Below are 26,250 nucleotides of genomic sequence, written 5' to 3' on the forward strand. Positions count from 1 at the left end.
ATGCGTCAGCCGAGCGGGGGGACCGCCCCGCACTCCGCCCAGGCGACCTCGACGCCCATGAGGCCGGCGGACCAGCGACCCGCGAGCGCGTCGAGACCGGTCGCATCCGGCGGGCTCGCGCCGAGCCCGATCGCATACCGGGCCGAGACGGGGGAGACCGCGAAGGGCCGCGGCCAGGCGTGCGCGTCCCGGACACCGGCCTCCGCCAGCGCACCGAGCAGGGCGCGCATCCGGCCCCGCGCCCGGCCCAGGTGTTCCTCGAACTCCCGCGGAGCATCGGCTCGTACGGTCACCACCGCCCACGCCGCGTGCCGGCGGTGCAGCGGCGGGGTGCCGAGGGGCAGGGCCTGGGGGTGGGGTTCAGCCTCCAGGAGTTCCCACGTCCGGTACAGCTCCCGGCCCAGCAGGTCGCGCACCCCCGGGCCGACCTGGGCCGTGCAGCTGCGGGCCGGTGCGGAGGGGGTGAGGACGGTGACGGGATCCGGGTGCGGAAGAGGGTCCGCGTGCGGGTCCGCGGCCGGGGGCGTGAGGGTGACCGGGTCGCGCCAGTCCCAGGCCGCCCAGGTTCCGAAGAACTCCCGGAGCAGGGCCGCGGGGGACAGGTCGGCGGCCTCGCGGACCGTACGCGCCGCCAGTACCGCCCAGGCCACCCCCGGCAGTCCGCCGAACGGCGCCGAATCCAGCCCCCGGGCCCGGGCCCACGCCTTCACCTCCCGGGCCAGCCGGAGGAACGCCGCGTGCCGCTCGGAGCCCGCGAAGTCCCGGACCGCATCGGCGTCGCTCACCGAGCTCAGCGCGATCGCGGCCGCCTCGCCGAGCTCCGCCCGGCGTTCCACCGCCTGAGCCGGGTCCACCGCGCCCGTGGCGACGACCACCAGGTCCACATCCAGTCCGGCCGTACGCAGCCGCAGCCCGGGCACCCGAGCGCCCTTCACCTCCCGCAGCCCCTCGGCCTCCGGGAGGGCTGCCGCCACCCGCTTCCGTACCTCCTCGATGCCGACCGTGCCCGGCAGGGCCGCGACCAGGTCGAGGTCGGCCCCGGGCAGGGCGCAGCCCATGCGGCGGGATCCGGCGAGGTGCAGCACGCCGTCCCCGAGCGCGTCCGCGATCCGGGCGGTGAGGGACTCGGCTTCCGCGTCACGTGCGGATGCTGCTTCCGGTCCGACCTCTTGTTCCGGTCCAGGCCCCGGTCCAGGCCCCGGTCCAGGCCCGGGTCCAGGCTCCGGTTCCTGTGCCCACCGCCACCTGCCGGTGCCGAGTTCCACGGTCGCCCGGACCTGCATCGGCCCGTCCCCGCGCCGTGAGAGCACCGCGAGCTCCCCGACCCGGGCCGGCGTCCCCGTCCCGGATCCGCCGAGTCGCGCGGCGAACTGGGGCAGGGCCCGCTGCGGATCCCGGCTGCGCCCCAGCGTCAGGTGCGGGGTGAAGCCGTCGCGCCCACGGCACCCCGGGAACCGCGCGGCGAGCCCCCGCCGCAGCTGCTGCCAGGGCGCGTCGCCGGCCGCCGCCGGGTCCAGCCACAGCGTGGCGTCCTCGCGGTGTCCGAAGCTGTGCACACCGGCCACCCGGGCCGTGAACGGCGGTGTCTGTGCCACCACTTCGGCCACCAGCGGCAGCGCCTCCTCGAACGAGGACTCCGGTACGAAGCCGAACAGCAGGTTCACGTGCGCCGGCCAGCGGTGGACCGCCGGGTCGTGCTCCCGCCGCAGCTCTTCGACCGCCGGATCGTGCGGCGGCAGCCAAGCAACCGCCGTCCGCACGGTCGCCCGTACGTCGAGCGCCGCGCTCCCGGCGTCCCGCTCGGCGAAGTCCACCACCGCCTCGACCCCGAAGTGGTCGGAGATGAACAGCCCCTCCGGACCTGGGGTGTTGCCGCGCAGGACGGCTTCCCGCACCCGCGCCCCCGCCGAGCGCAGCAGGACCCGGTCCAGCCGGGCGGCCCGCCCCGAGAGCGAGCCCACCGCGGCCAGCGGATTGGCCGCCGGGTCGAAGGTCGGCGTGGCGTCCAGCGCCCCGTGGACCTCGCTCCACGTGTCCCGCATGCCGAGTGCGGCCGCCGGCCCCTCCGGGCCGGAGCGGCCGTCGTTGAAGTCGCCGAGCAGCACCGCGTCCGCCTCGATGCCGCTCAAGCCCTCGGCGATCCGGGCCAGTTCGACGGTCCGCCGCCCGGCGCCGTTCTCCGTGTGATCGCTCGTCAGATGGAGGCAGGCCACGACGAGGGGGCCGCTCGCGGTGCCCACCGTCACCGCGGCGACCGCCTTGTGCGGCCCCAGCAGGTGCAACCCCGCCTCGCGCACGGGCAGCCGGCTCAGCACCAGCAGCCCGCTGGCGGCGACGTCCTTGCCGCGCGGATCGGTGCCCACCGTGTATCCGGCCCGCACCCACGGCTCCGCCAGCAGCATGCCGAGCAGCGCAGGTTCGACCTCCTGGAGGGCGATCACATCGGCGTCGGCGCCCGCCAGGTCGGCCAGCAGCATCGGCCTGCGCCGGGCGGTGTCGATGCGCGGGGCGTCGTACCGGTCCCACAGGGTGTTCCAGGTCAGCAGCCGCACCTGCTGCGGCCCCGGGCCGCCGGCCGGGCCGGACGGAACAGACCCGCCGGCCGGCACCTCGGCCGGCCGCCAGGCGCCGCCGTCCGCCGGATCCCACGCGTGCGGGGTCCGGGAGGTGAAGAACGGGGCCCGCAGCAGCCGCGGTTCGCGGATCCGCCCGGCCTCGGTGGAGTCGATCCGGTCGATGCCGCTCGCCCGGTCCCAGACGAGCTCGCCGTCCGCCTCGACGAACAGCACCCGGTGCCAGGGGATGTCGCCGCCGGGCACGAAGGAGTGCAGCGGGATCCGCTTCGGCGGCGCCCCGCGCTGGTGCAGCCCGAACACGAAGCGCGCCGGATCGAACCGGGGGTCCCAGCGGACCTGGTGGTAGAGCTCCTCACTGGTACGCATCAGCCGTCCTCGCCCCCTGCCGCGGCAACGGCCGCTGTCACTGCCGCCGCACCGATGGTTCCCGCCGTGTCCTCCACGGTCCCGCCCGCCCCGACGTACCAGGTGCGGTGCCCCGGCCCGTGTCCGGCGTACGGCGGGCTGAACCGGTGCAGCTGGGTGGCCAGTACCTGCGGCGGTACGGGATGGGGTCGGACGGCGTTGCGCCGGACCAGCTCCGCCTCCTCGACCAGCACCACGGCCTGGGTGACCAGCGCGTCGCGGCGCTGCGCGACCGCGGCGACCAGCCCGCGCTGCTGCTCGGTGAGGGAGGTGGCGTCCCACACCACCGTGCCGCCGGCGCCCGCGGCGGCGGCCAGCGCAGCGTTCAGCCGGTCCAGGCCCTCGCGCAGCACGTCCGCATTGGCCCGCTGGTCGGCTCGGGAACCCCGGACGGTGCGCAGATCGTCGAGACTGATGTACGCGGCCACGCCCGGCAGGCTCCGGGCGTACGTGCTCTTCCCGCTGCCCGAGGGCCCGCACAGCTGGACCAGCCGCGGGAAGCCGCCGTCGCGCCACCGCCAGGTCGCGGCCACCGCCTCCTCGGCGGTGGAGATCCCGCCCCGCGCGAATGCCTCCCGTGCCTCCGCCCAGCACCGGTCCGCCGCGTCCGCGCCGAGCCCGCCGAGGGCCTCCCGCAGCCCGGTGCGCAGCGGGCCCAGCGGATCGGGGCCGAGCAGCCCCGCCTCCTCGGCGTACAGCGCGGACCACTCCACGCACTCCCGCGCCTCGGCATCCCCCGCGGCCGCCGCACCGGCGAGGGCGTGCAGCACCCCGAGATCCGCGGCCACGGCCATCCGGACCAGCCCGGCCCGCCGCCCCTCGTCCGGGAACGGCCGCTGCAGAGACGGGTACAGCCCGACCAGGTCGGCGACCCGCCGGGCGAGCGGCATCCCGAGCGGCCCCGCCGCCAGCCGCGCCCCGATCCGGGCCCGCGGCGCGCGGTGCAGTACGGCGGCCAGTACGCCGGCCAGCCGGTCCTCACCGGTGCGGCCCGACGCGTCCAGCCGGCCCGCCACTTCGGCGACGACCGGTGCGACTGCGGCATCAGGCGCGGTATCGGGTGCGGGATCCGGGCCGAGGGCGGCCGCCAGCTCCGCCGCATCGGGCTCGGAGCCCGAGCGCACCGCCCACAGCGGTGCCTGCGGACCGAGCCCGTTCGGCACCACCTGCGCGTACATCCAGTGGGTGTCGGTCTGCACATGGCCGACGCGCACCCACTTGGCGAGGTACCGCCCGAAGTCCGCACGCGCGAAGCCGGCCACCGTCCGTACGACGTAGCCCTCCTGCCGTGCGGTGTCGAGCCGCAGCCTGCGCAGCGCGCGCTCGTCGAAGACGCCCCGCCAGAGCACGCGCGGGGTGGGCACCCCGAGGCCGTGCAGGAAGCTCACGGTCCGGTCCCAGTCCAGGCAGTGCTCGCCGTCCCACACCGAGAAACCGTAGAACCAGCTGTCGAGGTCCTCGTAGGGGATCGAGTGGCGGGCGTACAGGTTCTCCCCGCACACCCGCCACCCGGCCGGTATACCGGCGCCGATCCGGCTCTGGAGGCCCTTGACCCAGGCCCGCGAGGGGTGGTGGCCCGAGTCGAGCGAGCGCGCGTGCAGGCCGTCCGCGTACAGGGTGGTGTTCTCCCCGTCGAGCTTCTCGGTGACGACGACCTCGCGCCCGGCCAGCCCCGGGAGCGCGGAGGCGCGCACGTCGTCCGCCGCCGCCCCGGGGGACCAGGGCAGATGCGGCGTACGGGGGTAGTGGGTGCGCATGACCGGCTCCTGCTCGACGACGTGGTGCGTCGTCACTCTAGGTATCCGGAGCCGGTGCATCCAATCAATAACCCCCGCGCGGGGTCGCCCGGTCCGTCAGGGCCGCCGCCCGGCCCAGGCCACCAGCCGTTCGATGGCCGGCGCACCGGGGTCCACGGCCACGACCTCGGCGAACGGGATCCGCCCGCCGCGGGTTTCGGCCGGCAGTGCCCTGCGTACGACGGCGATCACCCGCTCGATCAGGGCCGCGTCCCATTCCGGGTGCTGTCCGGTCGCCCTGGCCAGGTCCCAGGTGTGCACGGTGAGTTCGTGCGTGTAGACGGCCGCGGCGGCCGCGCCCGGCATGACGCCCATCGGCAGGCGCAGCTGCCGGCCGAGGACGGCCGCGTCCGCCCACACCTCGGCGACCTCGCGGGCGCCCGGCTCCCAGGCCGCCGCCCACGCCCCGTCGGCGAGCTCGTCGGCGAAGGACGGGACGCTGAACGGGTCCTCGCCGCGCCCGATCACCGCGATCCGGCGGACGACGGCGACGAGGTGGCTCGAGAGCCGCCGGACGTCGAACTCGTCGCAGGGGGTGGGGGTGTCGTACTGGTCGGGCCGGACGGCGGCAAGGGTGCGGCCCGCCAGCACGACGGCCGCGGCGAGGTCGAGCCGCGGGTCGAACGTGATGGTGGAGGCGGACGGGGTCTCGGTGAGCTGAGTGATCTCGGTCATGAGTTCATCCTGGAAGCAAAACTGGCCACCTTGTGGCCAGTTTCCCGAGGAGAATGAACGGACCGGCGAAAACGCCCGGCACGCAGGCAGGGAAGAGGGATATGAGAGCCGACCGGCTGGTGGCGACCCTGCTGTTCCTCCAGGAACGCGGCCGCGTCACCGTCCCCGAGGTGGCCGCCGAACTGGAGGTGTCCCAGCGCACCGCCCGCCGCGATCTGGAGGCGCTGGCCGCGTCCGGCATCCCCGTCTACTCGCAGCGGGGCCGCGGTGGCGGCTGGTCCCTCGTCGGCGGCGCCCGGACCAACCTCACCGGGCTCACCGCCGACGAGATCCGGGCGCTGTTCCTCGTCACCGGGCCGCTGACGGCCACCCCCGAACTGCGCACCACCCTGCGCAAGCTGGTCCGGGCCCTGCCGTCCACCCTGCGGGCGGAGGCCGAGGCCGCCACCCGCGCCGGAGTCGTCGACGCGACGGACTGGTCCCGCAACGCCGTCACCGCCGATGCCGCCCACCGCACCGCGCTCCAGGGCGCCGTCGTGGACGGGATCCGCGTCCGCCTCGGGTACGCGGGCGTCGGCAAACCGGCCGGCGAGCGTACGGTCGATCCCCTCGGGCTCGTCGCCAAGGCGGGGGTCGACTACCTGGTAGCCGGTACGGAGAAGGGCCTGCGCACCTTCCGGCTCAGCCGCGTCCGCTCCGTCGAGCCGACCGGCGAACCCGTGGTCCGGCCGCCCGGCTTCGACCTCGCCACGGCCTGGCGGGAGCTGTCCGGGGCCTTCCAGGACGGCATGTACGCGGTGACCGCGCGGGCCCGCGTCCACCCGGACGCGCTGGCCCTGCTGCAACGGTTCCTCGGCGGCCGGGTACGCGTCGGCGGCCCGCTGCCCGACGGCTGGACCGAGGTGTGGGTCGACGGCCCGGCCCCCAAGGCGCTGGCCGGCCACCTGGCCGGGCTGGGAGCGGGGGTCGAGGTCCTGGAGCCGCCGGAGGTACGTCAGTGGCTGGCCCGGATCGGCGCCGAACTCACCGCGGTGTACGCGGGGGACACGCGGGACGCGTCGCCCGGTCAGTAGCCGATGGTGAACCGCCGGCCCGGATGCGCGTCGCGCTCGATCTCGTCGACCAGCGCCACGGCGTAGTCCTCGGCCGAGATGTGGCTGCGGCCGTCCTCGTCCACGATCAGATCGTCGAGGGCCAGCCGGTACGTGCCCGTGCGCTCACCCGGACCGATCTGCGCGGCGGGGCTCAGACAGGTCCAGCGCACCTCCTCCACCGGCACGGTGCGCAGGAAGTCCAGCGCCTCCCCGTGGGCGCGCATGAGCGCGCGGACCGGCTCCGGGACGCCCGCCGCGTCCCGGACCAGCGGGCCGCCGGGGGTGCGCAGCGAGCCCGCCCCGCCCACGACGATCACCCGGGGCCGGGGGACGTCCGCGCCGAGCGTGCAGACGCCGCCGATCAGGGACTTGGCGGCGGTGACGAGCACGCCCGGATCCCCGGACCCGGGGCCGATCGCGCTGACGAGCACATCTCGGCCGGCGGCCGCCTCGGCGACGGAGTGCGGGTCGAGGACGTCGCCGCGCAGCACCTCGGCGCCGGAATCCGCGAGCTTCGCGGGGTCGCGTACCACCGCCGTGACCTCGTGGCCGCGCCCGAGTGCTTCGCGCAGCACAAGGGCTCCGATGGTGCCGGTCGCGCCGAACAGGGCGATCTTCGCCATGGCGACTCCCTGGGGGTGGAGGCGGTACGGGCCTCCGGTCGGACCCGCGCCGCCCATCCAAGCGAACCGGCCCGCCGTCACCCGGCAGCCGGGCCGGGTCCACTCGGATGATCCGGCCCGCCGGGCGCGGTGACTACCGGCACAGGGCGACGATCGACGGGGAGACCGTCCCCTTGGCCGCCTCGCACAGGGGTGCCATGTCGTACGTGCGCGGCGGCGCGGACCGCGGTTTCGGCCGTACGGGCGGCCGCTTGCGGGGCTTCGGCGCCGGGGCGGCGCGCTCGGGCCGCGCTAGCCGAACAGGCGCGCGATCGCCGGTCCGGTGCTGCGGCGGCCGGTTCTCCCCGGGCTGCGCTGCGGGCTGCGCGGGAGGTTCCGGCTCGGGCTCCGGCTCGGGCTCGGCCGCCGGCGGGGCCGGCGGGGGCTCCGGCGTCGGCAGCCGGCCCAACGGCAGGGCCCCGACCGCCCTTTCCCGGGCCGCGGTCCGGTCCACCTCCGGAGCCGGTTTCGCGGGCCCGGTCGGCCGTACGGTCACGCACCCGGCGGTCAGCGCCAGCGCAGCGAGGATCAAGGGCAGGGGCAGAGCCATCTGGCGTAACTGCATCCGCCCACCCTGCCGTACGGCAGCCCGTGGAACCTACGCGCCGTCACACTCACGGGTGACGGCCCGGCTCGGACCGGCTACGCGGCCGGGCGCCCCGGCGTGGCAAGCCGGAGCAGGTGTTCCAGCGGGCCCCGGCGCAGCGGGCTGTCCGCCCACAACCGCTGCCAGGCCCAGGCCGCCGACAGCGCCACACCCGCGAAGCCGGCCAGCGCACCCCAGGAGGCGGCCCCGTGGGCCGGTCCGGCCAGGGCCAGCGCATGCAGGACGTACGCGCTCAGCGTCATCGCCCCGAGCGCGGTCAGCGGCCGTAGCAGCCGTGCACCGGCCCGGCCGCGCGCGGCGAGCACGAAGAGCCCGATGAGCGCGCAGCCCACCCCTGCGTTGCCGATCGTCTCGAGCGGCGTCTGGCTGTACGGATCGGCCACGAGCAGCCAGTCCCAGGAGGTGCTGGGCACGGCTCCGAACTGCCCGCGCAGCACTTCGCGTACGGGATCCGCCGCACCGAGGGCTTCCGGATGGCGGGCCGCGACCGCGTCGAGCAGCCGCTCCCGGCCGCCGAGCACATGGGCGGCCACCCAGGCGGTGCCGTAGCCCGCGGCCGCGGCGGACGTACCCCAGAGCGCCACCCGCCGGGCGACGCGGCGTTCCCCCAGATCGCACAGCCGGCCGAGGGCCAGCCCGGCCAGGAGGTACGGGAAGTACGTGGCGAGCGGATACGCGCCGGTGAGCAGCAGTTGGCACAGCACCCGGCCCAGCCCGGCCCAGCCGGTCAGGGCGGTCGGTTCGGGGACCGCGCCGCGCCCGGAGGCCTCGTACCCGAACACCGGGCCGAGCAGGAACGAGAGCAGCGGACCCGCCACCACGCAGACCCCGGCGACGGCGGTGAGCATCGGGGTGGACAGCCGGGTGAACGGCTCGGCGGCGAGGAAGTAGACGGCGAAGAAGGCCAGGATGACCAGGATCCCCGGCCACAGCGCGGCCAGCAGCAGGCCCAGCCCGGCCAGGACCGCACAGCGGATCAGCAGCGGGCGGTAGCGCCGGGCCCAGCCGTCCGGTTGCTCCGCGGGGGTGCGGCCGCGCTGGGCGAGGGCGAGCGAGAACCCTGCAAGGAGGGTGAACAGCGCGGGGGCCCGCCCGTCGGCCGCGACCAGCAGGTAGCCGGCGCCCTCGGGGTGCGCGCCCGGGCCGACGTGTACGGCGAACATGCCGAGGACCGCGAGCCCGCGGACGGCGTCGACGACGGCGAGCCGCCCGGTGCCGGGTCCGGTGCCGTCTCCGGTGCCGGTTGCTGCGCCGTTGCGCACGGCCGTCACGCGCACGTGCGGGCGGGCCGGCCGCCCGCCGCGGGCGGCGCGCTCCACCGCCCGGCGGTGGCGGGCCTGTTGGCCGGTGACGGGTCCGGACGGGAAGCGCGTCGCATGGCGGTGTCTCTCCTGGGGGCGGTTCCGGTGCGGGTCCGGTGACGTGGTCGGACCGGCGGTTTTCAGGCCGCCAGTCCGCGACGCGAACGTACCAAGGAGGGCGTAACAAGGTAATAAGCAGGTATGGGGGCGGCAAAGCGACGGTCAGTGGCCGGAGTGGCGCGACCGGCGTAACCCGCAGGCCGTGCGGGCTGTTGCACAGGGAGAGGGTCCATCCACGGTGAACGGAGTTCCGATGCCGCAGCTGACCGACGAGGCCGTGACCGACGAGGACGGCGGACGGCCGGGCACGTGGATGACCCCGCAGGAGTACGGGGCTTCGCGGGCCGCGCTCTGGACCGGCGCCGTCGTCCTGGTCACCGACACCGACGGCCGGGTCCTCGTCCAGAGCGTCGACTACCGCGCCGACCGGATGCTGCCCGGCGGCGCGGTGGACGCGGGCGAGGCCCCGTCGGCCGCCGCGGCCCGCGAGATGCGGGAGGAGCTCGGCGTCGACGGCAGCTACCCGAACGGCCTCGCCGTGGACTGGATCCCGGCGGACACCCCCGGCTTCCCGCCCGAGATGCGCTTCCCGGGAGAGGTCCTGTACGTGTACGACGGCGGCACCTGGACCCCGGACCGGATCGACGCGATCCGCCTCCCCGCCCAGGAGATCACCGGCGTCCACTTCGCCGAACCGGCCGACCTGCCCGCCCTGATGGACCCGGGCGACGCCCGCCGCGCCCTGTCGGCGCTGCGCGCCCGCATCAACGGCGGCGGCCCGGCCCTGCTGGAGGACGGCCGCCCCGTCGCGCCGACCGCCCTGGACCGGCTCGGGGTCCTGCGCACCCGCCGCACCCCGCACCACGGCACCTGGCACCCCGGCCCGATGCCCGCGGCGCTGCCCGTACGGGAGCCCTCGGCCTGGCTGTTCGCCCCCGACGGCCGGGTCCTGCTCCTGGTCTGCCGCACCACCGGCGCCGCCCAGCTCCCGCCCCCGACTGCGGGCTCCGCCCCGCTCGGCTACCGGTACGCCGACGAGGCCGCTCACCCCCGTAGCGCGGCACACCTCGGCTCCCCGCCACCGGCCGCGGACCCGGCGTACGCGCGCCTGCTGGCCACCCCCGAGCAGGTCCGTGAACTCGCCGACTGGGGCCCGGCCGGCCACGCAGAACTCGCCGCGGTGCACACGGCCCGCGCCCACCTCTCCCTCCCGCGCCCACCCCGTACCCCCCTCACGGAACTCCCCGAACACGGCACGCACTGGTGACGCCACCGGGCCCTGTCAGTGGTGCCCCGTAGCGTGATCGGCATGGGATTCACCAGCGCCTGGTCGATCAGCAGCCACCCCGACTCCGTCATCCAGGAGCTCGCGCCCCGCCTCGCGCCGGCCCTCGAAGCCGACCGCACGAACCCGGCGGCCCGCCACCGCTGGGAGGCCTGGCAGGGCGCCCCGCTGCCGGACCACCGCACCTGGTACACCGACCGGGCACACGGTGATGCCATCGACTCGTTCTGGAACCTGACCCGCCCCGGCGAGCACGTCGACGACGTCTGCAGCGGCATCACCGACCCCGAGTTCCATGTCATGCACGACCTCTGGGAGCCCGAACCGGACCCGGCGGACATGTTCGTCTCCGTGCACCGCAAGGACTACGCGGTCGCCGCCCTGTTCCACGCCATCGGCCCGGACCGGGCCGCCCTGCTGCCCGGCTGGTGCGGCAACGTGCTCCTCACCGCGGCCGAGGTGCGCCGGACGCTGCCGGGCGTGGAGCAGGCGCTGACCTTCACCTCAGGGGAACGGGCCCACGTCGCCGACCGGGACTGGCTGGACTACGGCGCCCGCGAAGAGCACGTCACCGACGGTCCGCTCCGCCTCTGGCGGTCCGCCGCCGCGGCGGGGCGCGGGCTCTGCGCGGTCGCGTTGCATGTCGACTGACCGGCCCGGCGGGGGATCACGGGTTCAGGGGTAGGCCCATGCGGCGTCGGTGAAGCCGAGGCGGCGGTTCATCCCGATGGCCCGGGTGTTCGCCGGATGCCAGGTACCGGGCGGCCCCCGCCGCGACCTGGGAAATCCGGGGTCCGCGGGTTCCGGTCCCGCAGCATGGGGGGATGAGCGACAGCACGATCACCTACACCCTGTACGTCCAGGCCGATCCCGACCGGGTCTGGCAGGCCCTCACCGAGCCCGCCTTCACCCGGCGGTACTGGGGGCTGAGCTTCGAGACCGACTGGGCGGTGGGATCGAGGATGGACTGGGTGGAGCGCGGGGCCCGGACCAGCGATCCCGAGCAGGTGGTCCTCGACTGCGTCCCGAACCGCCGGCTCTCGTACACCTGGCACACCTTCACCCCGCAGTGGGCGGCCTCGGTCGGCATCGCCGAGGAGCTGCGGGCCGAGCTGGCACAGGAGCGGCGTACGACGGTGACGTACGAGATCGAGCCCGTCGGGGACACGCTCGCGCGGCTGACCATCCTCCACGAAGGCTTCGAACCCGGCGGCACCCTGATCGGCATGTGCAGCCGGGCCTGGCCGATGCTCGCCTCCAGCCTCAAGACCCTGCTGGAGACCGGGGCTCCGCTGCCGGAACCGGGGCACGATACGGACCAGGGGCGGGGCGGGTACGAGAGCCACGGGGGCTGAGCCCGGGCGCACCGGCCGGGGGCGGCTCCGGCGCCGGTCCGCCCACCCCCGCCGTGCCCGCCCCGCGCCCCGCGCCGCGCAGCCCCGCCCGAACAGTCGTACGTCGCGCCTGAGATCATGTGTAACGACCACGGAATCAGGAGCGCTGACATGACCCTCGACCACCACCGCGTCGTCATCACCGCCGCCGGCCGCGACTTCGGGCGCACCCTCGCCCTCCGGTTCGCCGCCCGGGGCGCCGCGGTTTACCTCTCCGCGCGCACCCTCGAAGCCGCCGAACGCGTCCGCGAGGAGATCCTCGCGCAGGGCCACGCCGCCGACCGCGTCCACGCCTTCGCGTGCGACCTCACGGACCCGGCCTCCGTACGGGAGTTCGCCGCCGCGGTGGCCGCCCGCACCGACCGCATCGACGTACTCGTGAACAACGGCTCCCGCTACCAGCACGGGGCGGACCTGCTCTCCGCATCCGACGCCGATGTCGTCGACACCCTCGCCTCGGGCGCCACCGGCACCGTCCTCGTCACCAAAGCCTTCCTCCCGCTGCTGCTGAACTCGGACAAGCCCGACATCGTGACGATGGTCTCGGGCTGCGGCGAAACCGGAAACCACCGCTCCGACGCGCACGACGCGTTCTACGCAGCCAAGTCCGCCCAGGCCGGATTCACCGAGATCCTCTCGCGTCGGCTGCGCGACCAGGGCGTTCGCGTCATCTCCCTCTATCCACCGGACTTCGACAACCACGACCCGCTGTCCCCGGAATGGGAGAGCGCCCCGCGCACGGCGAAGGACCCGCTCACCGCCCAGTCGCTGGTGGACTGCATCTTCTTCGCCATCGGCCAGCCCCGCGACTGCTTCATCAAGTCCTTCCGTTTCGAGCAGGTCTGACGGGTATGGGACGCACCCTCGAGGTGATCCTGGACGCGGCGGCCGACGGGCGGTTCCCGCCGCCCGACGGCGGCACGACCGTGATCCCGCAGCCGAGCCCTCGCGACGCGGGCGTCATCGCGTTCACCGCGCACTCCGTGGTGTTCACCGACGAGGTGGACGAGGCCGTCCGCCACCGGGGCACGGGCCGGGAGCCGGCCCGCGCCGCCCGCCATCTCGTCCCCGACGGCGGCCCGGTCTGGTCCCAGCAGGCCGCGGGCAACGCCCGCAGCATTCGCGCCTTCCAGGCCGCCGGGTTCCGCCCGGTCGGCTCGGAGGCCCTGCTGCTGCCGCAGTAGCAGCCGCGGTGAACAGCGACCCGGGCGCAGGCTGAGGCACCCCTGCGCGCCGGTCGTTCACGGCGGTCGTGTGGAATGGGCGGCATGGGGAGAAGCGAGAACCAGATACGCGAGGGGGGCGGCCCGGCGCACCGCGCCGAGAGCACGACCACCACAGCGCCCGACCGCTGGCGCTACGCCCGCCACCTCGACGCCCTGGCCGCCGCGGCCGGTACGACGGTCGGGGCCGAGGCGGACGCCGTGGCCGCAGTGCTGCGCGATCGCGACCCGGTGATGGCCGAGAGCGCGGTGGTCACCCACCTCGACCGCCGCGCCGCCCACCTGCTGACCGACGCAGGTTTCCCCGGCTGGGCCCGGGCCATGGACACCGCGATCGGCGCCCGCGCCTTCCCGGCCCGCCGGCTGCGCGAGTGGACCCTGCTCAAGGCGATCACCGACGGCGTGCCGTGGTCGCCGGCCGAGCTCACCGCCGCCTCCGACTGGTGCCAGCGCACCGCCGCCCAGTCGCTGCCCTCGTACGAGGCCCTCGACCTGCTTGCCGCCACGGCCCGCACCCGCCGCGTGCGCAACACCGCCGCCCAGCGCCTGCACCGCCGCAACATCGCGAGCTGAGGCCGCGAGCCCGCCCGCCCCCGGTACAGCTGGGAGGAAAGGGGCAATCGGGAGCAAGATGGGAAAACAGCGCCGGCGGTTTTGTCCGCTCCACACAGGAGTCTCGTCACACGGCTGTTCGGGGGTTTATGGTCTGCCTACCTGGCCGGGTATCAGCGTTGATCCGATGCCGTTCCACTGGAGGCTGCTCTCCGTGTCGCACGTTTCCCAAGCTCCCGTCACCACCCCCGACGGCGAGCCGGCCCCGACCGCCCCGACCGAGTACAGCCAGGTCAAGGGTTGGTTCTCGGACTATGACCAGGTGCTCTTCGACTGGTTCCTGACACGCCAGAACGGCGAAGAGGAAAAACCGGGCGATCTTCTCGAGCTCGGCGCTTTCATGGGGAAGAGCGCGATCTTCCTCGGGGGGTACCTGCGGGAGGGTGAGGAGTTCACCGTCTGTGACCTCTTCGACTCGCCCGCACCGGACGACTCCAACCTCGCGGAGATGCAGGACTCGTACCCCACCCTCACCCGCCGCGGGTTCGAGACAAACTACCTGGCCTTCCACGAGGCCCTGCCCACGCTCATCCAGGCACCGACGTTCGTGGTCGCCGACCGGGTGCGCCCGGCGAGCTGCCGCTTCATCCACATCGACGCCTCGCACCTCTTCGAGCACGTCGTCCAGGACATCGCGTCCTCGCGCGTCGTGGCTGCCCCGGGCGCCGTGGTCGTCTTCGACGACTACCGCTCCGAACACTGCCCCGGCGTCGCCGCCGCCGTGTGGGGTGCGGTGGCCACCGGCGAGCTGCACCTGATCGCCGTGTCCGGGTCGAAGCTGTACGCGACCTGGGACGACCCGGCGGCCTACCAGTCGGCGCTGCTCGCCTGGCTGGAGGGCCGCACGGACCTGTGGCACGGGGTGGACGCCGTGGCCGGCCAGTCCCTCGTCCGCATCGGTGACGAAGGGGCCGTCCCGCCGGCGCCCCCCGAGCCGCTGCGTCCCGAGCCCGAGCCCGAGCCCGTCGTGGCGCCCGCGCCGCCCGTGCACCAGCCCGGACCCCGCCCGCGGGCCGGAACCGCGTGGCGCAGGCTGGCCAAGGACCTGCTCCCGCCGGTCGTCACCCGCGCGATCGTGTCCTGGCGGCGCCGCCGCCGCGGCTGACCGGTCGCGCCGCCCGCACGCGTATGCACGTACGGTGCCGGTCCCCGCATCCGGGGGCCGGCACTGTAAGCGTCGGGTCTCAGCCGCTTCGGCGGACGCGGGCCGCGCGGCGCGCCTCGGCGAGCTGCCGGGCCTCCGCGGTCTTGCGGGACTCCTTGGCCGCACCCGGCCGGCCCGGGCGGGTGCCGATCCCGCGGAAGCCGAGGTCCGAGCCCGAGGGCCGGCCCTTCGCGTCGGTCGGCTCGGCGCCCGCCAGCGGCACCCCGGACGGGGGCTTGGCCCCGGTGATCCGGCTCAGCGCGGCCTCGCCGGAGCGGACCTGGGTGGTGGTCGGCCGGATCTTGGCCTCGGCCATCAGCCGGACCATGTCCCGGCGCTGGTTCGGGGTGACCAGGGTGACGACCTTGCCGGACTCGCCCGCGCGGGCGGTACGGCCGCCCCGGTGCAGGTAGTCCTTGTGGTCGGCCGGCGGGTCCACGTTCACGACGAGGTCGAGGTCGTCGATGTGGATGCCGCGCGCGGCGACGTTCGTGGCGACGAGGACCGTGACGGCCCCGGTCTTGAACTGCGCGAGCGTACGCGTGCGCTGCGGCTGCGACTTGCCGCTGTGCAGCCCCTCCGCCCGTACGCCCATGGCCCGCAGGTGCTTCACGAACTGGTCCACGCCGTGCTTGGTGTCCAGGAACATCAGCACCCGGCCCTCGCGCGCCGCGATCTCGGTGGCGGCCGAGTACTTGTCGGCGGAGTGGATGTGCAGCACGTGGTGGTCCATCGTGCTGACCGAGGCCGCCGACGGGTCCACGGAATGGGAGACCGGGTCCTTCAGATAGCTGCGGACGAGCTGGTCGACATTGCGGTCCAGGGTGGCCGAGAACAGCATCCGCTGCCCGGCGTGGTGCACCTGGTCCAGGATCTCGGTGACCTGCGGCATGAAGCCCATGTCGCACATCTGGTCGGCCTCGTCGAGGACGGTGATCTTCACCCGCTCCAGGTGGACGTCGCGCCGCCCGACCAGGTCGCTGAGGCGCCCGGGGGTGGCCACGACGACCTCGGCGCCGGTGCGCAGCGCGCTCACCTGCTTGCCGATCGACAGTCCGCCGACCACCGTGGCCATCCGCAGGTCCAGGGCTCGCGCGTACGGAGTCAGCGCCTCGGTCACCTGCTGCGCCAGCTCGCGCGTCGGTACGAGGACGAGGGCCAGCGGGCGCTTCGGATCGGCCTGCTGGCCCGCGGTGCGCGCCAGCAGGGCCAGGCCGAACGCCAGGGTCTTGCCGGAGCCGGTCCGGCCGCGGCCGAGGATGTCCCGGCCGGCCAGGGAGTTGGGGAGCGTGGCCGCCTGGATGGGGAACGGCTGCGTCACCCCCAGGTCGGTCATCGTCGTCACCAGCTCACGGGGCAGGTCGAGCTCGGAGAAGGCCTCCACCGGCGGCAGCGCCGGCTCGACCGTCTTCGGCATCGCGAACTCGCCCTTCAGGGGGGCGGTCCGGGGGGTCTTGCCGCCGGACTTCGCACCGCCCTTGGGGCCTGCCTTGGCTCCGGCCTTGATGCCGAAACGCCCGTGAGCTGACGGGTTCCTCATGCAGAACCTTCCGTGAGACGTGAAAAGAGAAATTTTACCATCGGGGCCACGGGACTACGGCGCCACGGGACTACGGCGCAACGGCACCTGGAGCCACGGGGCCGAGCTGCCCGGACCGCACCTCGGCGAGGTGGCCGGTCATCTCGACCGTGGCCCGCGCGAACCAGTCGGCGATGACGGCGATCTCGTCGGGGGAGTACTCGGCGAACACCGCGCCGAGCCGGGCGTAGAAGGGCTCGTACACGGCGAAGACCCGGGCGGCGGCCGCCGGGTCGGCGACCACGCGCACCCGGCGCCGGTCCGCGGGATCCGGCTGCCGGCGGGCGTATCCGGCCCGCTCCAGACGGTTGAGCACCCCGGTGACGGCCCCGGTGGTCAGGTTCGTCAGCTCGGCGAGGTCGCCGGCGCCCAGCGGGGTGTCACCGGCTCCCAGGACGTGGCCCAGGCAGGTCAGGTCGGTGACGTTCAGCCCCAGCAGCTGTGCCACTTCCTGCTGGCCGATGAGGCCGAGCGCGACGTACCGGTCCATGCGCGACAGCGCCTCCGCGGGCGTGGCCGCGGGGCGGGACTTGCCCTGCACGCAGATACTCCTTAGTGTCTAAGTAACTTAGCTCGTGAGATGCTTATCTTGCTCACTAAGGCATCTCGCCCTTCGACCCTACTGCCGCCCGTCCGTCTGGGGAGAATCATGAGCGCGCACGGAGACGTCGACATGGGCCACACGGTCGCCGGCTGGAGCGGCACCGCCCTGGCCCTGCTGGGCTGCACCGGAGCCGGGGTTGCCGTCTGTGCGGCCTGGACCCCCGGCATCTGGCTCGGCCTCGGCCTCGTCGCCGTGGCCGGAGTCGTCACCTGGGTCCTGCACCTCGCCGGCTGGGGCAAGCCCGGCGGCCCCCGCCCCCGCGCCGACTGGGACTGGCGCACCCGGGGCACCGTCGCCCGGACCGGGCACGCGCAGTGCCTGGGCTGCCGGGTCGGTGGACCCCGGCGCGCCGCGGCGGCGGCCACGCTGCCCCGGCCCGCCGAACTGTCGCCCGCAGCGGACGGCAGTGTGTGAACGAAAGTTCGAAGTGTCCCCGATCGGCCGCGCCTGGGGTGTGGTGGGCGTGACGGGTGGGCAGGATGGAACTGGCTGCACCGCACGTGCGGCCCGCGTGGAACGTTGAGAAGGATCAGTACTGATGGCAACAGGCACCGTGAAGTGGTTCAACTCGGAGAAGGGGTTCGGCTTCATCCAGCAGGATGACGGCGGCCCCGACGTGTTCGTGCACTTCTCCGCCATCCAGGGCACCGGCTTCAAGGAGCTGCAGGAGAACCAGAAGGTCGAGTACGACGTCACCCAGGGCCCCAAGGGCCCGCAGGCGGAGAACGTGGTCCCCGGCCAGTGACGCCACCTCACGAGCCCAGCCCGTGACATGAGCCCCGCCGGTCGGTCCGGCGGGGCTCATCGCTGTCATGGGGCGGGCGGCCGGGAGCCCGCGCGGTGCAGGGCCAGCAGGAGCGGCCAGAGGTGGTCCGCCAGCTCCGCCGGGGAGCCCGGAACGCTGTCGTGCAGCCAGTCGGCGAGGATCCCGGTGAAGGTCGCGGCCACCGCCGAGGCCACCAGGTCGGCGTGCGGGGCGCCGGCCGCCGTGCGCTCGGCGTGGGCGCGGGCGCGCAGCTCCCGGTGGAGCCGCTCGCCGAGCGGGCCGCCGCCGCCCGGCAGGAGCAGGGTGCGGTAGAGGGCCGCATGCGCGGCGGCGTCGGCGAGGAAGCCGGCCAGCGCGGCCGGGGGCCGGACCGGGGCCCGCGCCCCGGGCTCCGTCTGCCAGGCGTGCAGGGCGTCGACCGCCGCGTGCACCACATCGGCGCACGCGTCGACGGCCAGCGCCGGGAGGTCCTCGTAGTGCAGGTAGAACGTGGCGCGGCCGATCCCGGCCCGGCGGACCACCGCCGAGACGCTGACCTCGCCGAGCGGGCGGTCCGCGCACTCGGCGAGCAGGCTCTCACGCAGCCGGGCCTTGGTGCGGGCGGTCCGCGGGTCCTCGGGGCTCACGGGGTGCTCGGGGCTCACGCGGCCAGCAGCGCCGCGCCCAGGGCGAGTGCGCCGGGCAGGGCCTGGGCGATCAGGATGCGGCGATTGGCGGTCGCGGCGCCGTACACCCCGGCGACGATCACGCAGGCGAGGAAGAAGATCTGCGTGGCGAGCGAGTCGATGACCAGCGACCAGACCAGGCCGGCGGCCAGGAAGCCGTTGTAGAGGCCCTGGTTGGCGGCGAGCGGTGCGGTGCGGCGGGCGAGGTCCTCGTCGAACCCGGACAGGGACCGGCCGGGCGGCCGTTGCCACAGGAACATCTCCAGGATCAGGAAGTACACGTGCAGCGCGGCGACGACACCGATGAGGACCTGAGCGACCGTGTGCACGGCCACCTCCGTTTCTCGGGCTGTTGGACAGGCGCCGGCGGGCGACTTCCTGGACAACTGTACAGGAAGTCGGATGTGCGGTCACCCGGACGGGCGCGGCTACGCTGACCGCATGACCCCCCTCGTCCATTCGGACTTCGGCACCGGCCGCCACCGTGAGGCCTCGCTCATCCGCCACGCCCTCGGGAGCGTGCACGACGAGGTGCTGGTCGCGGGCCTCGCGGGCGGGATCGGCTTCATGTACTTCGTCTTCGAGTACGCGGGCCACCCGCCGATGCCGACGATCGTCGCGCAGGCCCACCCCCAGCCCTGGGTGCAGACGGCTCTGGGCCGGCTGCACGTCCCGTACGAGGCCACACGCAGCGCCAAACCGCGCTGGGGGCGGGTGTGCGTCGCCCTCGACGACGGGCGTCCGGTGTTCTGCACGGTCGACCGGTCCCGGCTGCCGTGGCACGAGGGCGTTCCGGAGATGGCCGGAGCGGATCCGTACACCGTGGTCGTGGTGGGCTACGAGGGCGCCGAGGGCGAGACCCTGTACGTCGAGGACGGGGCCGATGTCCCGTACCGGATCGGCCGGGAGGAGTTCGGCGCCGCCTGGACGGGGCACCGCAAGGGCCACCACCAGATGGTGGTGCCCACCGGGCCGGCCACCGCCGAACCGGACCTCGACGAGGCCGTCGCCACCACCGCCGCCCGGCTCACCGGGCCGGTGCTCGGCAACCAGTTCGACGTCAACTTCGGCTTCTCCGGCATGGCGAAGTTCGCCGCGCAGCTGCGGGACACCAGCACGAAGACGGGCTGGGAGCGGCGGTTCGGCAGCCCGGAGGCGTTCCGGGTGGGCACCGGGCGGCTGTACGCCTGCCTGGAGGAGGAGTGGACCGCCCCCGGCGCCACCCGGCCGCTGTACGCCGACTTCCTCGACCTCGCCGGGCGGCCGGAGGCGGCCTCGCTCCTGCGGGACTCCGCCCGGCACTGGTCTGAGCTGGCGGCCCTGGCCCGTACGGCCGACCCGGACTCCGACGCCGGCGGGCGGCGGGCCCTGTTCGACGCGTGCGCCGACCTGGTGGACCGCTCGCTGGACCTGGAGCGCCGGGCCGTCGGCCTGCTCTGAGCCGTACGGGCCCCCGCGAAGGGGTTGCTCTGCTTCGCCTGCGCCGGTTACCCCTCCTGGATCCGGATGGCGGCGACCGGGCAGGCGCGGGCGGCCTCGCGGAGCAGCGGGCTGCCGTTGCCGTGCTCCCGGCCCGGGATCAACCGGCTGAAGCCGTCGTCGTCCTGGGTGAACACGTCCGGCGCGGTCAGGGCGCACTGCCCGGCGCCGATGCAGACGGCCGTGTCGATGTCGATGCGCTGTGGCGACATGCCTCTCACCATGCCACGGGGAGTTCGACCATGCCCTGGATGGTGTCGCCGGGCCGGAACGGGATCCGGTCCGGTTCGGCTGCCAGCCGGAGCCCCGGCAGCCGGGCGAACAGCGTCCCCAGGGCGATCTCCATCTCGGCGCGGGCCAGGTTCTGCCCGAGGCACTGGTGGACGCCGAAGCCGAACCCGACGTGGTGCCGGGCGGGCCGGTGCCAGTCCAGCGCGTCGGGCTCCTCGAACACCGCCGCGTCCCGGTTGATGACGGAGGTGGAGAAGATCACCCCGTCGTCGGCGCGGACCGTCACCCCGGCGATCTCGATGTCCTCCGTCGCCACCCGCAGCATTCCGTCCGCGATGGACAGGAAGCGCATCAGCTCCTCCACGGCCACCGAGATCAGCGAGGGGTCGGCGCGCAGCTCGGCGAGCTGCTCCGGGTGCCGCAGCAGGGTGAACGTACCGAGCGAGATCATGTTCGCCGTGGTCTCGTGGCCCGCGATCAGCAGGATCGCGGCCAGCGAGACCAGCTCGTCGATGTCGGTCTCACCGGTCTCCAGGCGCCGCTCGACGAGCTCGTCCAGCAGTCCGTCGCCCCGGTGCGTCCGCTTGCGCTCGATCAGATCGGCCAGGTACCCGTTGATCCGGGACCGCGCGTCCTCGACGTCGGCGAGCTCCGGTCCGCGCAGCAGCCGCCGGGACTGCGCCTCGAAGAACTCGTGGTCCTCGTACGGGACTCCGAGCAGGGCGCAGATCACCATCGACGGCACGGGCAGGGCGAAGGCGCTGACCAGCTCGGCCTCCGGCCCCCTGGCGATCATGTCGTCGATCAGCCGGTCCACGGTCTGCCGGATCGCGGGCCGCAGGGCCGCCGTCCGCTTCAGGGTGAAGCTCGGGATGAGCATCCGGCGCTGGGCGTTGTGCACGGGGTCGTCGACGCCGAGGAGGGCCGTGCGGCGGTTCTGCAGGCCCTTGAACCGCTTCGTGGGGGCGGGGAAGGCCTCGTTCTGCCGGTCGGCCGAGAGCCGTCCGTCGGAGAGCAGGGCGCGCGCCTCGGCGTGCCCGGTGACCACCCAGACCGAGCGGCCGTCGAAGAGGGTGACCCGGGAGAGCGGCCGGCCCTCGCGGAGGGGTTGGTAGGCGGCCGGCGGGTGGTAGGGGCAGGTTCGGTCCTGAGGGAAGGCAACGGTTTCTGACATGCAGCACCTCGTAAGCATGGTTCCGTGTGTCCGTTTCACCGGAACCCATTACATGCCCTAGGCACCTATCTGACCTATGCCAGTTTCGGCCAGATAGCCCACTTTGGCCCGCCCGCCCGGGTGGCCGCCGAGCCGCTCAGAGGTGGGTGTCCAGGAACTCCCGGAGTTCCGCGCGGCTCATCGCGCCGGCCCGGCACGCCACGGCCTCGCCGTCCTTGACGATGACGACGGTGGGCGCGCCGGTCACGCCGAACCGCCTGGTCGGCCCGGGGCACCGGGTCATGTCGGTGCGGACGGCCGTCAGCCGCGTGCCGTACTCCTCGGCCGCCTCGGCCACGAGCGCGTCCATCGCCCGGCAGGCCTCCAGGGCCTTGGGCCAGGTCCCGATGAAGTAGGCGAGAACCGGCCCCTCGGTCATGCCGAGGATGAAGTCGAACTCCTGGTTCTCCAGCGGCTGGTGTACCCGACGTGTCATGGGTGGTGCTCCTGCTTCGTGTGCCGAGTGGCCGTGGGCGGTCGGCCCCATCATCGCCGCAGGCTCCGCCGACCCCGAAATCCCGTCCGGAATGGGTGTTTCCCGACGACCCGCTCGTCGCCGTGCACGCCCTCCAGCGGCCGGCCGGGGCGCGGCACGGACCCGCTGGGTGATGTCCGGTTTCACCCGGCCGGCCGGGGCGGCTGCGTCCGCCGGGTCCGGTTCCGGTTCCGTGTCCGGAACGAGACGTCCGCCCTGTTCGCCGTGCCGGGCGGGGCCGCGCCGGGGGAGTACTTCGGGCAGGGCCTGCTCGAAGGCTGAAGCCGGAGGTCCCTCAGGCAGGCCGGCTCCCGCCGCCCCGGGCTCATTGTCAGTGGTGCCTGTGAAGCTGGGCGGTATGGACGACAGGATGCTACGGCGCCGGGTCTACGGCGCCGACCACGACGACCCCGACCCCGGCCCGCGCCCCGGCCATGTCTACGGCGAACTCGTGGGCGGCCCCCTCGACGGGCTCCTCCTGGACATCACGGGCTGGAGTGCGCCCCAACTCGCCGAGGAGGCCCGGCTCCCCACCGAGATAGGGCGCTACGGAGCCGGCGGCCGCGCCCACTACCGCCGCCGCGCGGCCGACCCGGACCGCTGGGACTGGTCGGGCGACAGCCGGTGACCCGGGCCGTGATCCCGGTGGCGGGGCGTCAGCCGGCCGCCCCGCGGCTCACGTTCCGGGCCCACAGGACCAGCGGGAGCTGAAGCGGCAGCCGGGCGATCGTCACGGCCTGCACGGCGGGGGAGCGGCGGCGGGCATCGACGGCCATCTTCACGTTCGCGGGGAACACCCCGACGAAGAACGCCGCCGCGGCCAGCGCCGCGACCCGGCGGGTCCGCGGATGGGCGACACCGGCGGCGAGCACCAGCTCGGCCGCGCCGCTCGCGTACGTCCACTGCCGCGGGGTGCCGGGCAGAGAACTCGGGATGGTCGCGTCGAACTGCTTCGGCGCGATCGCATGCGCCACGCCCGCGGTCGCCAGCAGGCCGGCGAGCAGGACGGGGGAAGAAGGGGTGCGTGGCATCGGAAGGTCCTCTCGGAGGGGCCGGAGCCCGCGATCCTACTCGCGGGTAGGGCTTTTCGGCCTGGAAGATTTCTTTTGAAGAAATCTCCGGGGAGCTGTCGATCCGGGCGTCTCCCGTTCGACGCAGGAGTGAGAGGCGGGGAAAGCCTCCGCCCGTCCGACCGAGGAGTCACCGTGCCGCGCTTCCTTTCCATGATCCGTATCGACGAGCAGGCCCTTCCCGCCGACACCGAGTTCCCGCCCGAGTTCGGGCAGCGAATGGGCGCGCTGATGGAGGAGATCACCAAGGCCGGGGTGATGCTGGACACCGCCGGGCTGCTCCCGACCTCCGAGGGGACCCGGGTGACCTGGTCCGGCGGCAAGCTGAGCTACACCGACGGGCCCTTCACCGAGACCAAGGAGGTCGTCGGCGGCTACGCCATCCTCCAGGCCAAGGACAAGGCCGAGGCGCTGGAGTGGACCAAGCGGTTCCTCGAGATCCACCCGGTGGAGTGGACGGTCGGCGCCGAGCTGCGCCAGATCGACGAGGGCTGACCGCACGCGGCTGCGCCTCGCGCCGCGCTGCGTTTGCCCTGCCCCGTCACGGCTGCTCTGATGGGTGGCCGTGACGGCAGTGAGTGCGACCCAGGCGGTCGAAGCGGTGTTCCGGATCGAGTCGGCGCGGATCATTGCCGGTGTCGCGCGTATCGTGCGCGACCTCGGCATCGCCGAGGAGATCGCCCAGGACGCACTGGTCGCCGCCCTGGAACAGTGGCCGGAGTCGGGTGTCCCGGACAAGCCGGGCGCCTGGCTCATGGCCACCGCCAAACACCGCGCGATCGACCTCGTCCGCCGCAAGGAGACGTACGCCCGCAAGCTCGCCGAGGTCGGCCGGACGCTGGAGGACGTGCCGCCGCCCGCCGAGCCCGCTGCCCCGGACGACATCGACGACGACCTGCTGCGGCTGATCTTCACCGCCTGCCATCCCGTCCTGGCCACCGAGGCCCGGATCGCGCTCACCCTGCGCCTGATGGGCGGACTGACCACCCAGGAGATCGCCCGTGCCTTCCTGGCCTCGGAGCCGGCCGTCGCCCAGCGCATCGTCCGGGCCAAGCGGGCGCTCGCCACGGCGGACGTGCCCTTCGAGGTCCCGTACGGAGCCGACCGCGAGGAGCGGCTCGCCTCGGTCCTCGAGGTCATCTACCTGATCTTCAACGAGGGCTACTCGGCGACCGCCGGCGACGACCTCGTCCGCCCCGCCCTGTGCGAGGACGCCCTCCGCCTGGCCCGCGTGCTGGCCGCCCTGATGCCCAAGGAGCCCGAGGTGCACGGACTGGCGGCCCTGCTGGAGTTCCAGGCCTCCCGGATCTCCGCCCGCACCGGCCCCGACGGCGAGCCCGTACTGCTCGCCGACCAGAACCGGTCCAAGTGGAACCGGATGCTGATCCGCCGCGGAGCCCTGGCGATGCAGCACGCGGGGAGCGGCCCGTACTCCGTCCAGGCCGCGATCGCCGGCTGCCACGCGGAGGCGGTTCGCTACGAGGACACGGACTGGGCGACGATCGCCACCCTCTACGGACGGCTCGTCGAGCTGGTCCCGTCACCGGTCGTGGAACTCAACCGGGCGGTCGCCGTCTCGATGGCCGAGGGCCCGGAAGCGGCGCTCCCGCTGGTCGACGCCCTGGCCGGGGAACCGGCCCTGCGCGCCTACCACCTGCTGCCGAGCGTACGGGGCGACCTGCTGGAGCGGCTGGGCCGCCGGGAGGAGGCCCGGGCGGAGTTCGAACGCGCCGCCTCGCTCACGCGCAACGCACGGGAACAGGCGCTGCTGCTGGGGCGTGCCGCCCGCGCGTGAACACGGGCGGCCGGGGGCGTCAGGAGCGGCGGGCGTACGGGGCCGTGTCGAGCGGGGTGCCGACGGCGCGGCGCGGCGAGGTCAGCGCGACCGGCCGGCGGAACGCGCCGTGCCGGGCGATCTCCCGGACCGTCTGACGCAGCGCCTCCTGGAAGTCCTCCATGGTGCGGCGTGCGGCGGCGGTATCCACGTAGAGCGAGTTCATGTGCAGGCCGTCCGTGTCCCGCTGGAACCAGGAGCAGGCGCCGTTGGCGCGCGCCGACCACACGTGCGAGGTCGGGCGCCAGTCCTCGTGCCGCTCGGCGCCGGGACACTTGCGGACGTCGATGTACGAGAAGAAGTTCACCGGGTACGGCCAGGAGCGGGCGGCGAACTCGGCGGGCGCCAGCAGCTGCCAGGCCCGGACGAACGGCACGTCGATGTGCTTCATCATCTCGCCGAACCCGGCCCGGACCGCCGCGATGACCTGGGCGAAGTCCCGGCCCGGCGAGGCGTCGAACTCGATGGGGAGGGTGTTGACGAACCAGCCCACCGAGTTCGCCCAGCCGCCCCGGCCGCGCTCGCTGAGCGGCATGAAGCCCCGGTACGCGCCCGGCCCGCCGGCCTCGCGCAGACAGACCGCGACGGCGGCGAGGACCCCCATGAACGGCTTGCCGTCGACGGCCCGGCAGGCCTTCTCGAACACCTCGGCCTCGGCGGCGTCCAGCAGTGTCGAGGCCTCGTTGACGATCGGGTACATCCGGTCCGGCTCCACGCCGAGTTCGAGCGGGAACCGGGGGAAGAACTCGCCGTCGCCGCGTGCCATGAACGACTTCCAGTAGCCGAGGCGTTCGTCGTCGGCGTCGATGGAGAGGTAGCGGCGCCGCTGCTCCTCGGCGAAGTCGAGGTAGCTCGGCGCGGGCGGCAGATCGACGTCCTCGCCGCGAAGCAGCGCCTCGTACGCGTTCTGCACTTCCTGGACGACGATCGGCATCGACAGGCCGTCGCAGACGATGTGGTCGAAGGCCAGGTAGACGGTCGCGGAGTCCTCGCGCAGGACGGCGCCCATGGTGAACAGCGGCCAGGAGAGCGTGTCGATGCTGCGCGTGAACCGCTCGACGAGGAAGCCGCGCAGCGCCTCGGAGGAGTCGAAGGCGGCCACGGGCGTGGTGTCGAGGGCGAGTTCGCCGGCGTCGATGGGCTCGCACGCCAACTCGCCCGCGAGGCGCCGGAACTCGCACCGCAGCACCTCGTGCCGGCGTACGAAGGCCAGCAGGGCCCGGGTCAGGGCCTGCTCGTCGAGCGCACCCGCGACCTCGAAGGTGACCGCGACCCAGGACGCCACGGGATCGTCGGCGCCGCGGCTCTCCTCGGCTACGGTGAAGTGCTTGTCCTGGTTGAACGAAGCCCTCCTGCCCGCCGCATCGCTCGCTGCACCGCCCGGCGCATCGCCCGTGCCGTCGGTGTCCGCCGCCGCCCCGGCCGTGGACCGCAACCGCCACTCGACGACCCGTCCGGGTGCCATGTGGTGCATCTCCAGAGGAAACTGCCGCATTCCGT

At 74.2% G+C, this 26,250-nt stretch carries 29 protein-coding genes; 14 read left to right on the top strand and 15 right to left on the bottom strand.

The features are described from left to right. Positions 1 to 5: 5 nt before the first annotated feature. The 3 genes from AB0M76_RS31460 to AB0M76_RS31470 all read right to left on the bottom strand — a co-directional run bounded on the left by AB0M76_RS31460 (position 6) and on the right by AB0M76_RS31470 (position 5,452). Positions 6 to 2,942, bottom strand: a complete 2,937-nt coding sequence (locus AB0M76_RS31460) for a poly(A) polymerase (RefSeq protein ID WP_365956129.1) — start codon at positions 2,940 to 2,942, stop codon at positions 6 to 8. Beyond that, positions 2,942 to 4,738 (bottom strand): RNA ligase family protein, encoded by a 1,797-nt coding sequence (locus AB0M76_RS31465; RefSeq protein ID WP_365956183.1) that lies wholly within the window; start codon positions 4,736 to 4,738, stop codon positions 2,942 to 2,944. Before AB0M76_RS31465 ends, AB0M76_RS31460 begins: the two co-directional genes overlap by 1 nt. Positions 4,739 to 4,834: 96 nt before the next feature. Further along, positions 4,835 to 5,452: a TIGR03086 family metal-binding protein gene (locus tag AB0M76_RS31470; RefSeq protein WP_365956130.1), complete on the bottom strand. Its 618-nt coding sequence runs from the start codon at positions 5,450 to 5,452 to the stop codon at positions 4,835 to 4,837. A 101-nt stretch (positions 5,453 to 5,553) separates the two neighbouring features. Here AB0M76_RS31470 and AB0M76_RS31475 point away from each other — a divergent pair, with 101 nt between their 5' ends. Next, the gene (locus AB0M76_RS31475; RefSeq protein ID WP_365956131.1) at positions 5,554 to 6,525 is read left to right on the top strand and encodes a WYL domain-containing protein; all 972 of its coding nucleotides are present in this window, start codon (positions 5,554 to 5,556) and stop codon (positions 6,523 to 6,525) included. Here the strand turns inward: AB0M76_RS31475 and AB0M76_RS31480 are convergent. The 3 genes from AB0M76_RS31480 to AB0M76_RS31490 form a co-directional block, all read right to left on the bottom strand. Further along, on the bottom strand, positions 6,519 to 7,169 hold the full coding sequence (locus AB0M76_RS31480) for an NAD(P)H-binding protein (RefSeq protein WP_365956132.1): 651 nt from the start codon (positions 7,167 to 7,169) through the stop codon (positions 6,519 to 6,521). The two genes, AB0M76_RS31475 and AB0M76_RS31480, sit on opposite strands and share 7 nt — an antisense overlap. A 133-nt stretch (positions 7,170 to 7,302) precedes the next feature. After that, positions 7,303 to 7,773 carry a hypothetical protein gene (locus tag AB0M76_RS31485; protein WP_365956133.1) on the bottom strand — a complete coding sequence of 157 codons (471 nt, stop codon included), beginning with the start codon at positions 7,771 to 7,773 and terminating at the stop codon, positions 7,303 to 7,305. A gap of 77 nt (positions 7,774 to 7,850) precedes the next feature. Beyond that, positions 7,851 to 9,134 (bottom strand): DUF418 domain-containing protein, encoded by a 1,284-nt coding sequence (locus AB0M76_RS31490; RefSeq protein WP_365956134.1) that lies wholly within the window; start codon positions 9,132 to 9,134, stop codon positions 7,851 to 7,853. Positions 9,135 to 9,429: 295 nt separating this feature from the next. Between AB0M76_RS31490 and AB0M76_RS31495 the strand changes: the two genes are divergently transcribed. The 7 genes from AB0M76_RS31495 (at position 9,430) to AB0M76_RS31525 (ending at position 14,795) form a co-directional block, all read left to right on the top strand. After that, positions 9,430 to 10,443, top strand: a complete 1,014-nt coding sequence (locus AB0M76_RS31495) for an NUDIX domain-containing protein (RefSeq protein ID WP_365956135.1) — start codon at positions 9,430 to 9,432, stop codon at positions 10,441 to 10,443. A gap of 42 nt (positions 10,444 to 10,485) precedes the next feature. After that, positions 10,486 to 11,112 (top strand): hypothetical protein, encoded by a 627-nt coding sequence (locus tag AB0M76_RS31500; protein ID WP_365956137.1) that lies wholly within the window; start codon positions 10,486 to 10,488, stop codon positions 11,110 to 11,112. 173 nt (positions 11,113 to 11,285) lie between these two features. Next, positions 11,286 to 11,816, top strand: a complete 531-nt coding sequence (locus AB0M76_RS31505) for an SRPBCC family protein (RefSeq protein WP_365956138.1) — start codon at positions 11,286 to 11,288, stop codon at positions 11,814 to 11,816. A gap of 150 nt (positions 11,817 to 11,966) precedes the next feature. Next, positions 11,967 to 12,701, top strand: coding sequence for an SDR family oxidoreductase (locus tag AB0M76_RS31510; RefSeq protein ID WP_365956139.1), 735 nt, complete (start codon positions 11,967 to 11,969; stop codon positions 12,699 to 12,701). 5 nt (positions 12,702 to 12,706) lie between these two features. After that, positions 12,707 to 13,039 (top strand): hypothetical protein, encoded by a 333-nt coding sequence (locus AB0M76_RS31515; RefSeq protein ID WP_365956140.1) that lies wholly within the window; start codon positions 12,707 to 12,709, stop codon positions 13,037 to 13,039. Positions 13,040 to 13,123: 84 nt separating this feature from the next. Beyond that, positions 13,124 to 13,651 carry a hypothetical protein gene (locus AB0M76_RS31520; protein WP_365956141.1) on the top strand — a complete coding sequence of 176 codons (528 nt, stop codon included), beginning with the start codon at positions 13,124 to 13,126 and terminating at the stop codon, positions 13,649 to 13,651. 166 nt (positions 13,652 to 13,817) lie between these two features. After that, positions 13,818 to 14,795, top strand: a complete 978-nt coding sequence (locus AB0M76_RS31525) for a class I SAM-dependent methyltransferase (protein WP_365956142.1) — start codon at positions 13,818 to 13,820, stop codon at positions 14,793 to 14,795. Between the two features lie 79 nt (positions 14,796 to 14,874). On the opposite strand, the gene AB0M76_RS31530 is transcribed toward AB0M76_RS31525, so the two are convergent. Both AB0M76_RS31530 and AB0M76_RS31535 read right to left on the bottom strand, forming a co-directional pair. Beyond that, positions 14,875 to 16,374, bottom strand: a complete 1,500-nt coding sequence (locus AB0M76_RS31530) for a DEAD/DEAH box helicase (RefSeq protein WP_365956143.1) — start codon at positions 16,372 to 16,374, stop codon at positions 14,875 to 14,877. Positions 16,375 to 16,444: 70 nt separating this feature from the next. Further along, the gene (locus AB0M76_RS31535; protein ID WP_365956144.1) at positions 16,445 to 16,954 is read right to left on the bottom strand and encodes a MarR family transcriptional regulator; all 510 of its coding nucleotides are present in this window, start codon (positions 16,952 to 16,954) and stop codon (positions 16,445 to 16,447) included. Positions 16,955 to 17,062: 108 nt separating this feature from the next. On the opposite strand from AB0M76_RS31535, the gene AB0M76_RS31540 reads away from it, so the two are divergent. Together AB0M76_RS31540 and AB0M76_RS31545 are read left to right on the top strand one after the other, a co-directional pair. Then, on the top strand, positions 17,063 to 17,431 hold the full coding sequence (locus tag AB0M76_RS31540; protein WP_365956146.1) for an HGxxPAAW family protein: 369 nt from the start codon (positions 17,063 to 17,065) through the stop codon (positions 17,429 to 17,431). Between the two features lie 124 nt (positions 17,432 to 17,555). Beyond that, positions 17,556 to 17,762: a cold-shock protein gene (locus AB0M76_RS31545; protein ID WP_365956147.1), complete on the top strand. Its 207-nt coding sequence runs from the start codon at positions 17,556 to 17,558 to the stop codon at positions 17,760 to 17,762. 65 nt (positions 17,763 to 17,827) lie between these two features. On the opposite strand, the gene AB0M76_RS31550 is transcribed toward AB0M76_RS31545, so the two are convergent. Together AB0M76_RS31550 and AB0M76_RS31555 are read right to left on the bottom strand one after the other, a co-directional pair. Beyond that, positions 17,828 to 18,427, bottom strand: coding sequence for a TetR/AcrR family transcriptional regulator (locus tag AB0M76_RS31550; protein WP_365956148.1), 600 nt, complete (start codon positions 18,425 to 18,427; stop codon positions 17,828 to 17,830). After that, positions 18,424 to 18,777 (bottom strand): DUF1304 domain-containing protein, encoded by a 354-nt coding sequence (locus AB0M76_RS31555; protein ID WP_365956149.1) that lies wholly within the window; start codon positions 18,775 to 18,777, stop codon positions 18,424 to 18,426. The genes AB0M76_RS31550 and AB0M76_RS31555 overlap by 4 nt, the downstream gene beginning before the upstream one ends. A gap of 112 nt (positions 18,778 to 18,889) precedes the next feature. Here AB0M76_RS31555 and AB0M76_RS31560 point away from each other — a divergent pair, with 112 nt between their 5' ends. Then, positions 18,890 to 19,888 carry a BtrH N-terminal domain-containing protein gene (locus AB0M76_RS31560; RefSeq protein ID WP_365956150.1) on the top strand — a complete coding sequence of 333 codons (999 nt, stop codon included), beginning with the start codon at positions 18,890 to 18,892 and terminating at the stop codon, positions 19,886 to 19,888. A gap of 47 nt (positions 19,889 to 19,935) precedes the next feature. Here the strand turns inward: AB0M76_RS31560 and AB0M76_RS31565 are convergent, their stop codons facing one another. The 3 genes from AB0M76_RS31565 to AB0M76_RS31575 form a co-directional block, all read right to left on the bottom strand. Further along, the gene (locus tag AB0M76_RS31565; protein ID WP_365956151.1) at positions 19,936 to 20,139 is read right to left on the bottom strand and encodes a ferredoxin; all 204 of its coding nucleotides are present in this window, start codon (positions 20,137 to 20,139) and stop codon (positions 19,936 to 19,938) included. 5 nt (positions 20,140 to 20,144) lie between these two features. After that, on the bottom strand, positions 20,145 to 21,332 hold the full coding sequence (locus AB0M76_RS31570) for a cytochrome P450 (protein WP_365956152.1): 1,188 nt from the start codon (positions 21,330 to 21,332) through the stop codon (positions 20,145 to 20,147). A 136-nt stretch (positions 21,333 to 21,468) separates the two neighbouring features. Next, positions 21,469 to 21,807: a thioredoxin domain-containing protein gene (locus tag AB0M76_RS31575; protein WP_365956153.1), complete on the bottom strand. Its 339-nt coding sequence runs from the start codon at positions 21,805 to 21,807 to the stop codon at positions 21,469 to 21,471. 397 nt (positions 21,808 to 22,204) lie between these two features. Here AB0M76_RS31575 and AB0M76_RS31580 point away from each other — a divergent pair, with 397 nt between their 5' ends. Further along, a complete protein-coding gene (locus AB0M76_RS31580) occupies positions 22,205 to 22,474 on the top strand; it encodes a hypothetical protein (protein ID WP_365956154.1) in 270 nt (89 codons plus the stop codon). A gap of 28 nt (positions 22,475 to 22,502) precedes the next feature. Here AB0M76_RS31580 and AB0M76_RS31585 read toward each other — a convergent pair whose 3' ends face one another. Further along, positions 22,503 to 22,877: a hypothetical protein gene (locus AB0M76_RS31585; RefSeq protein WP_365956155.1), complete on the bottom strand. Its 375-nt coding sequence runs from the start codon at positions 22,875 to 22,877 to the stop codon at positions 22,503 to 22,505. Positions 22,878 to 23,051: 174 nt separating this feature from the next. On the opposite strand from AB0M76_RS31585, the gene AB0M76_RS31590 reads away from it, so the two are divergent. After that, positions 23,052 to 23,411 carry a YciI family protein gene (locus AB0M76_RS31590; protein ID WP_266632097.1) on the top strand — a complete coding sequence of 120 codons (360 nt, stop codon included), beginning with the start codon at positions 23,052 to 23,054 and terminating at the stop codon, positions 23,409 to 23,411. Between the two features lie 79 nt (positions 23,412 to 23,490). Beyond that, positions 23,491 to 24,711: an RNA polymerase sigma factor gene (locus tag AB0M76_RS31595; protein WP_365956156.1), complete on the top strand. Its 1,221-nt coding sequence runs from the start codon at positions 23,491 to 23,493 to the stop codon at positions 24,709 to 24,711. 19 nt (positions 24,712 to 24,730) lie between these two features. Here the strand turns inward: AB0M76_RS31595 and AB0M76_RS31600 are convergent, their stop codons facing one another. Then, positions 24,731 to 26,245: a condensation domain-containing protein gene (locus tag AB0M76_RS31600; RefSeq protein WP_365956157.1), complete on the bottom strand. Its 1,515-nt coding sequence runs from the start codon at positions 26,243 to 26,245 to the stop codon at positions 24,731 to 24,733. Positions 26,246 to 26,250 lie beyond the last annotated feature (5 nt).

This window comes from Streptomyces sp. NPDC051364 (genome assembly GCF_040682115.1).
Lineage (GTDB): Bacteria > Actinomycetota > Actinomycetes > Streptomycetales > Streptomycetaceae > Streptomyces.

Coding starts and splice junctions, on each gene's coding strand:
- AB0M76_RS31580 (WP_365956154.1), top strand. CDS start 22,205: ATGGACGACAGGATGCTACGGCGCCGGGTCTACGGCGCCGACCACGAC.
- AB0M76_RS31515 (WP_365956140.1), top strand. CDS start 12,707: ATGGGACGCACCCTCGAGGTGATCCTGGACGCGGCGGCCGACGGGCGG.
- AB0M76_RS31600 (WP_365956157.1), bottom strand. CDS start 26,245: ATGCGGCAGTTTCCTCTGGAGATGCACCACATGGCACCCGGACGGGTC.
- AB0M76_RS31585 (WP_365956155.1), bottom strand. CDS start 22,877: ATGCCACGCACCCCTTCTTCCCCCGTCCTGCTCGCCGGCCTGCTGGCG.
- AB0M76_RS31485 (WP_365956133.1), bottom strand. CDS start 7,773: ATGCAGTTACGCCAGATGGCTCTGCCCCTGCCCTTGATCCTCGCTGCG.
- AB0M76_RS31545 (WP_365956147.1), top strand. CDS start 17,556: ATGGCAACAGGCACCGTGAAGTGGTTCAACTCGGAGAAGGGGTTCGGC.
- AB0M76_RS31570 (WP_365956152.1), bottom strand. CDS start 21,332: ATGTCAGAAACCGTTGCCTTCCCTCAGGACCGAACCTGCCCCTACCAC.
- AB0M76_RS31540 (WP_365956146.1), top strand. CDS start 17,063: ATGAGCGCGCACGGAGACGTCGACATGGGCCACACGGTCGCCGGCTGG.
- AB0M76_RS31500 (WP_365956137.1), top strand. CDS start 10,486: ATGGGATTCACCAGCGCCTGGTCGATCAGCAGCCACCCCGACTCCGTC.
- AB0M76_RS31575 (WP_365956153.1), bottom strand. CDS start 21,807: ATGACACGTCGGGTACACCAGCCGCTGGAGAACCAGGAGTTCGACTTC.
- AB0M76_RS31510 (WP_365956139.1), top strand. CDS start 11,967: ATGACCCTCGACCACCACCGCGTCGTCATCACCGCCGCCGGCCGCGAC.
- AB0M76_RS31520 (WP_365956141.1), top strand. CDS start 13,124: ATGGGGAGAAGCGAGAACCAGATACGCGAGGGGGGCGGCCCGGCGCAC.
- AB0M76_RS31465 (WP_365956183.1), bottom strand. CDS start 4,738: ATGCGCACCCACTACCCCCGTACGCCGCATCTGCCCTGGTCCCCCGGG.
- AB0M76_RS31530 (WP_365956143.1), bottom strand. CDS start 16,374: ATGAGGAACCCGTCAGCTCACGGGCGTTTCGGCATCAAGGCCGGAGCC.
- AB0M76_RS31495 (WP_365956135.1), top strand. CDS start 9,430: ATGCCGCAGCTGACCGACGAGGCCGTGACCGACGAGGACGGCGGACGG.
- AB0M76_RS31565 (WP_365956151.1), bottom strand. CDS start 20,139: ATGTCGCCACAGCGCATCGACATCGACACGGCCGTCTGCATCGGCGCC.
- AB0M76_RS31525 (WP_365956142.1), top strand. CDS start 13,818: ATGCCGTTCCACTGGAGGCTGCTCTCCGTGTCGCACGTTTCCCAAGCT.
- AB0M76_RS31560 (WP_365956150.1), top strand. CDS start 18,890: ATGACCCCCCTCGTCCATTCGGACTTCGGCACCGGCCGCCACCGTGAG.
- AB0M76_RS31505 (WP_365956138.1), top strand. CDS start 11,286: ATGAGCGACAGCACGATCACCTACACCCTGTACGTCCAGGCCGATCCC.
- AB0M76_RS31480 (WP_365956132.1), bottom strand. CDS start 7,169: ATGGCGAAGATCGCCCTGTTCGGCGCGACCGGCACCATCGGAGCCCTT.
- AB0M76_RS31460 (WP_365956129.1), bottom strand. CDS start 2,942: ATGCGTACCAGTGAGGAGCTCTACCACCAGGTCCGCTGGGACCCCCGG.
- AB0M76_RS31475 (WP_365956131.1), top strand. CDS start 5,554: ATGAGAGCCGACCGGCTGGTGGCGACCCTGCTGTTCCTCCAGGAACGC.
- AB0M76_RS31470 (WP_365956130.1), bottom strand. CDS start 5,452: ATGACCGAGATCACTCAGCTCACCGAGACCCCGTCCGCCTCCACCATC.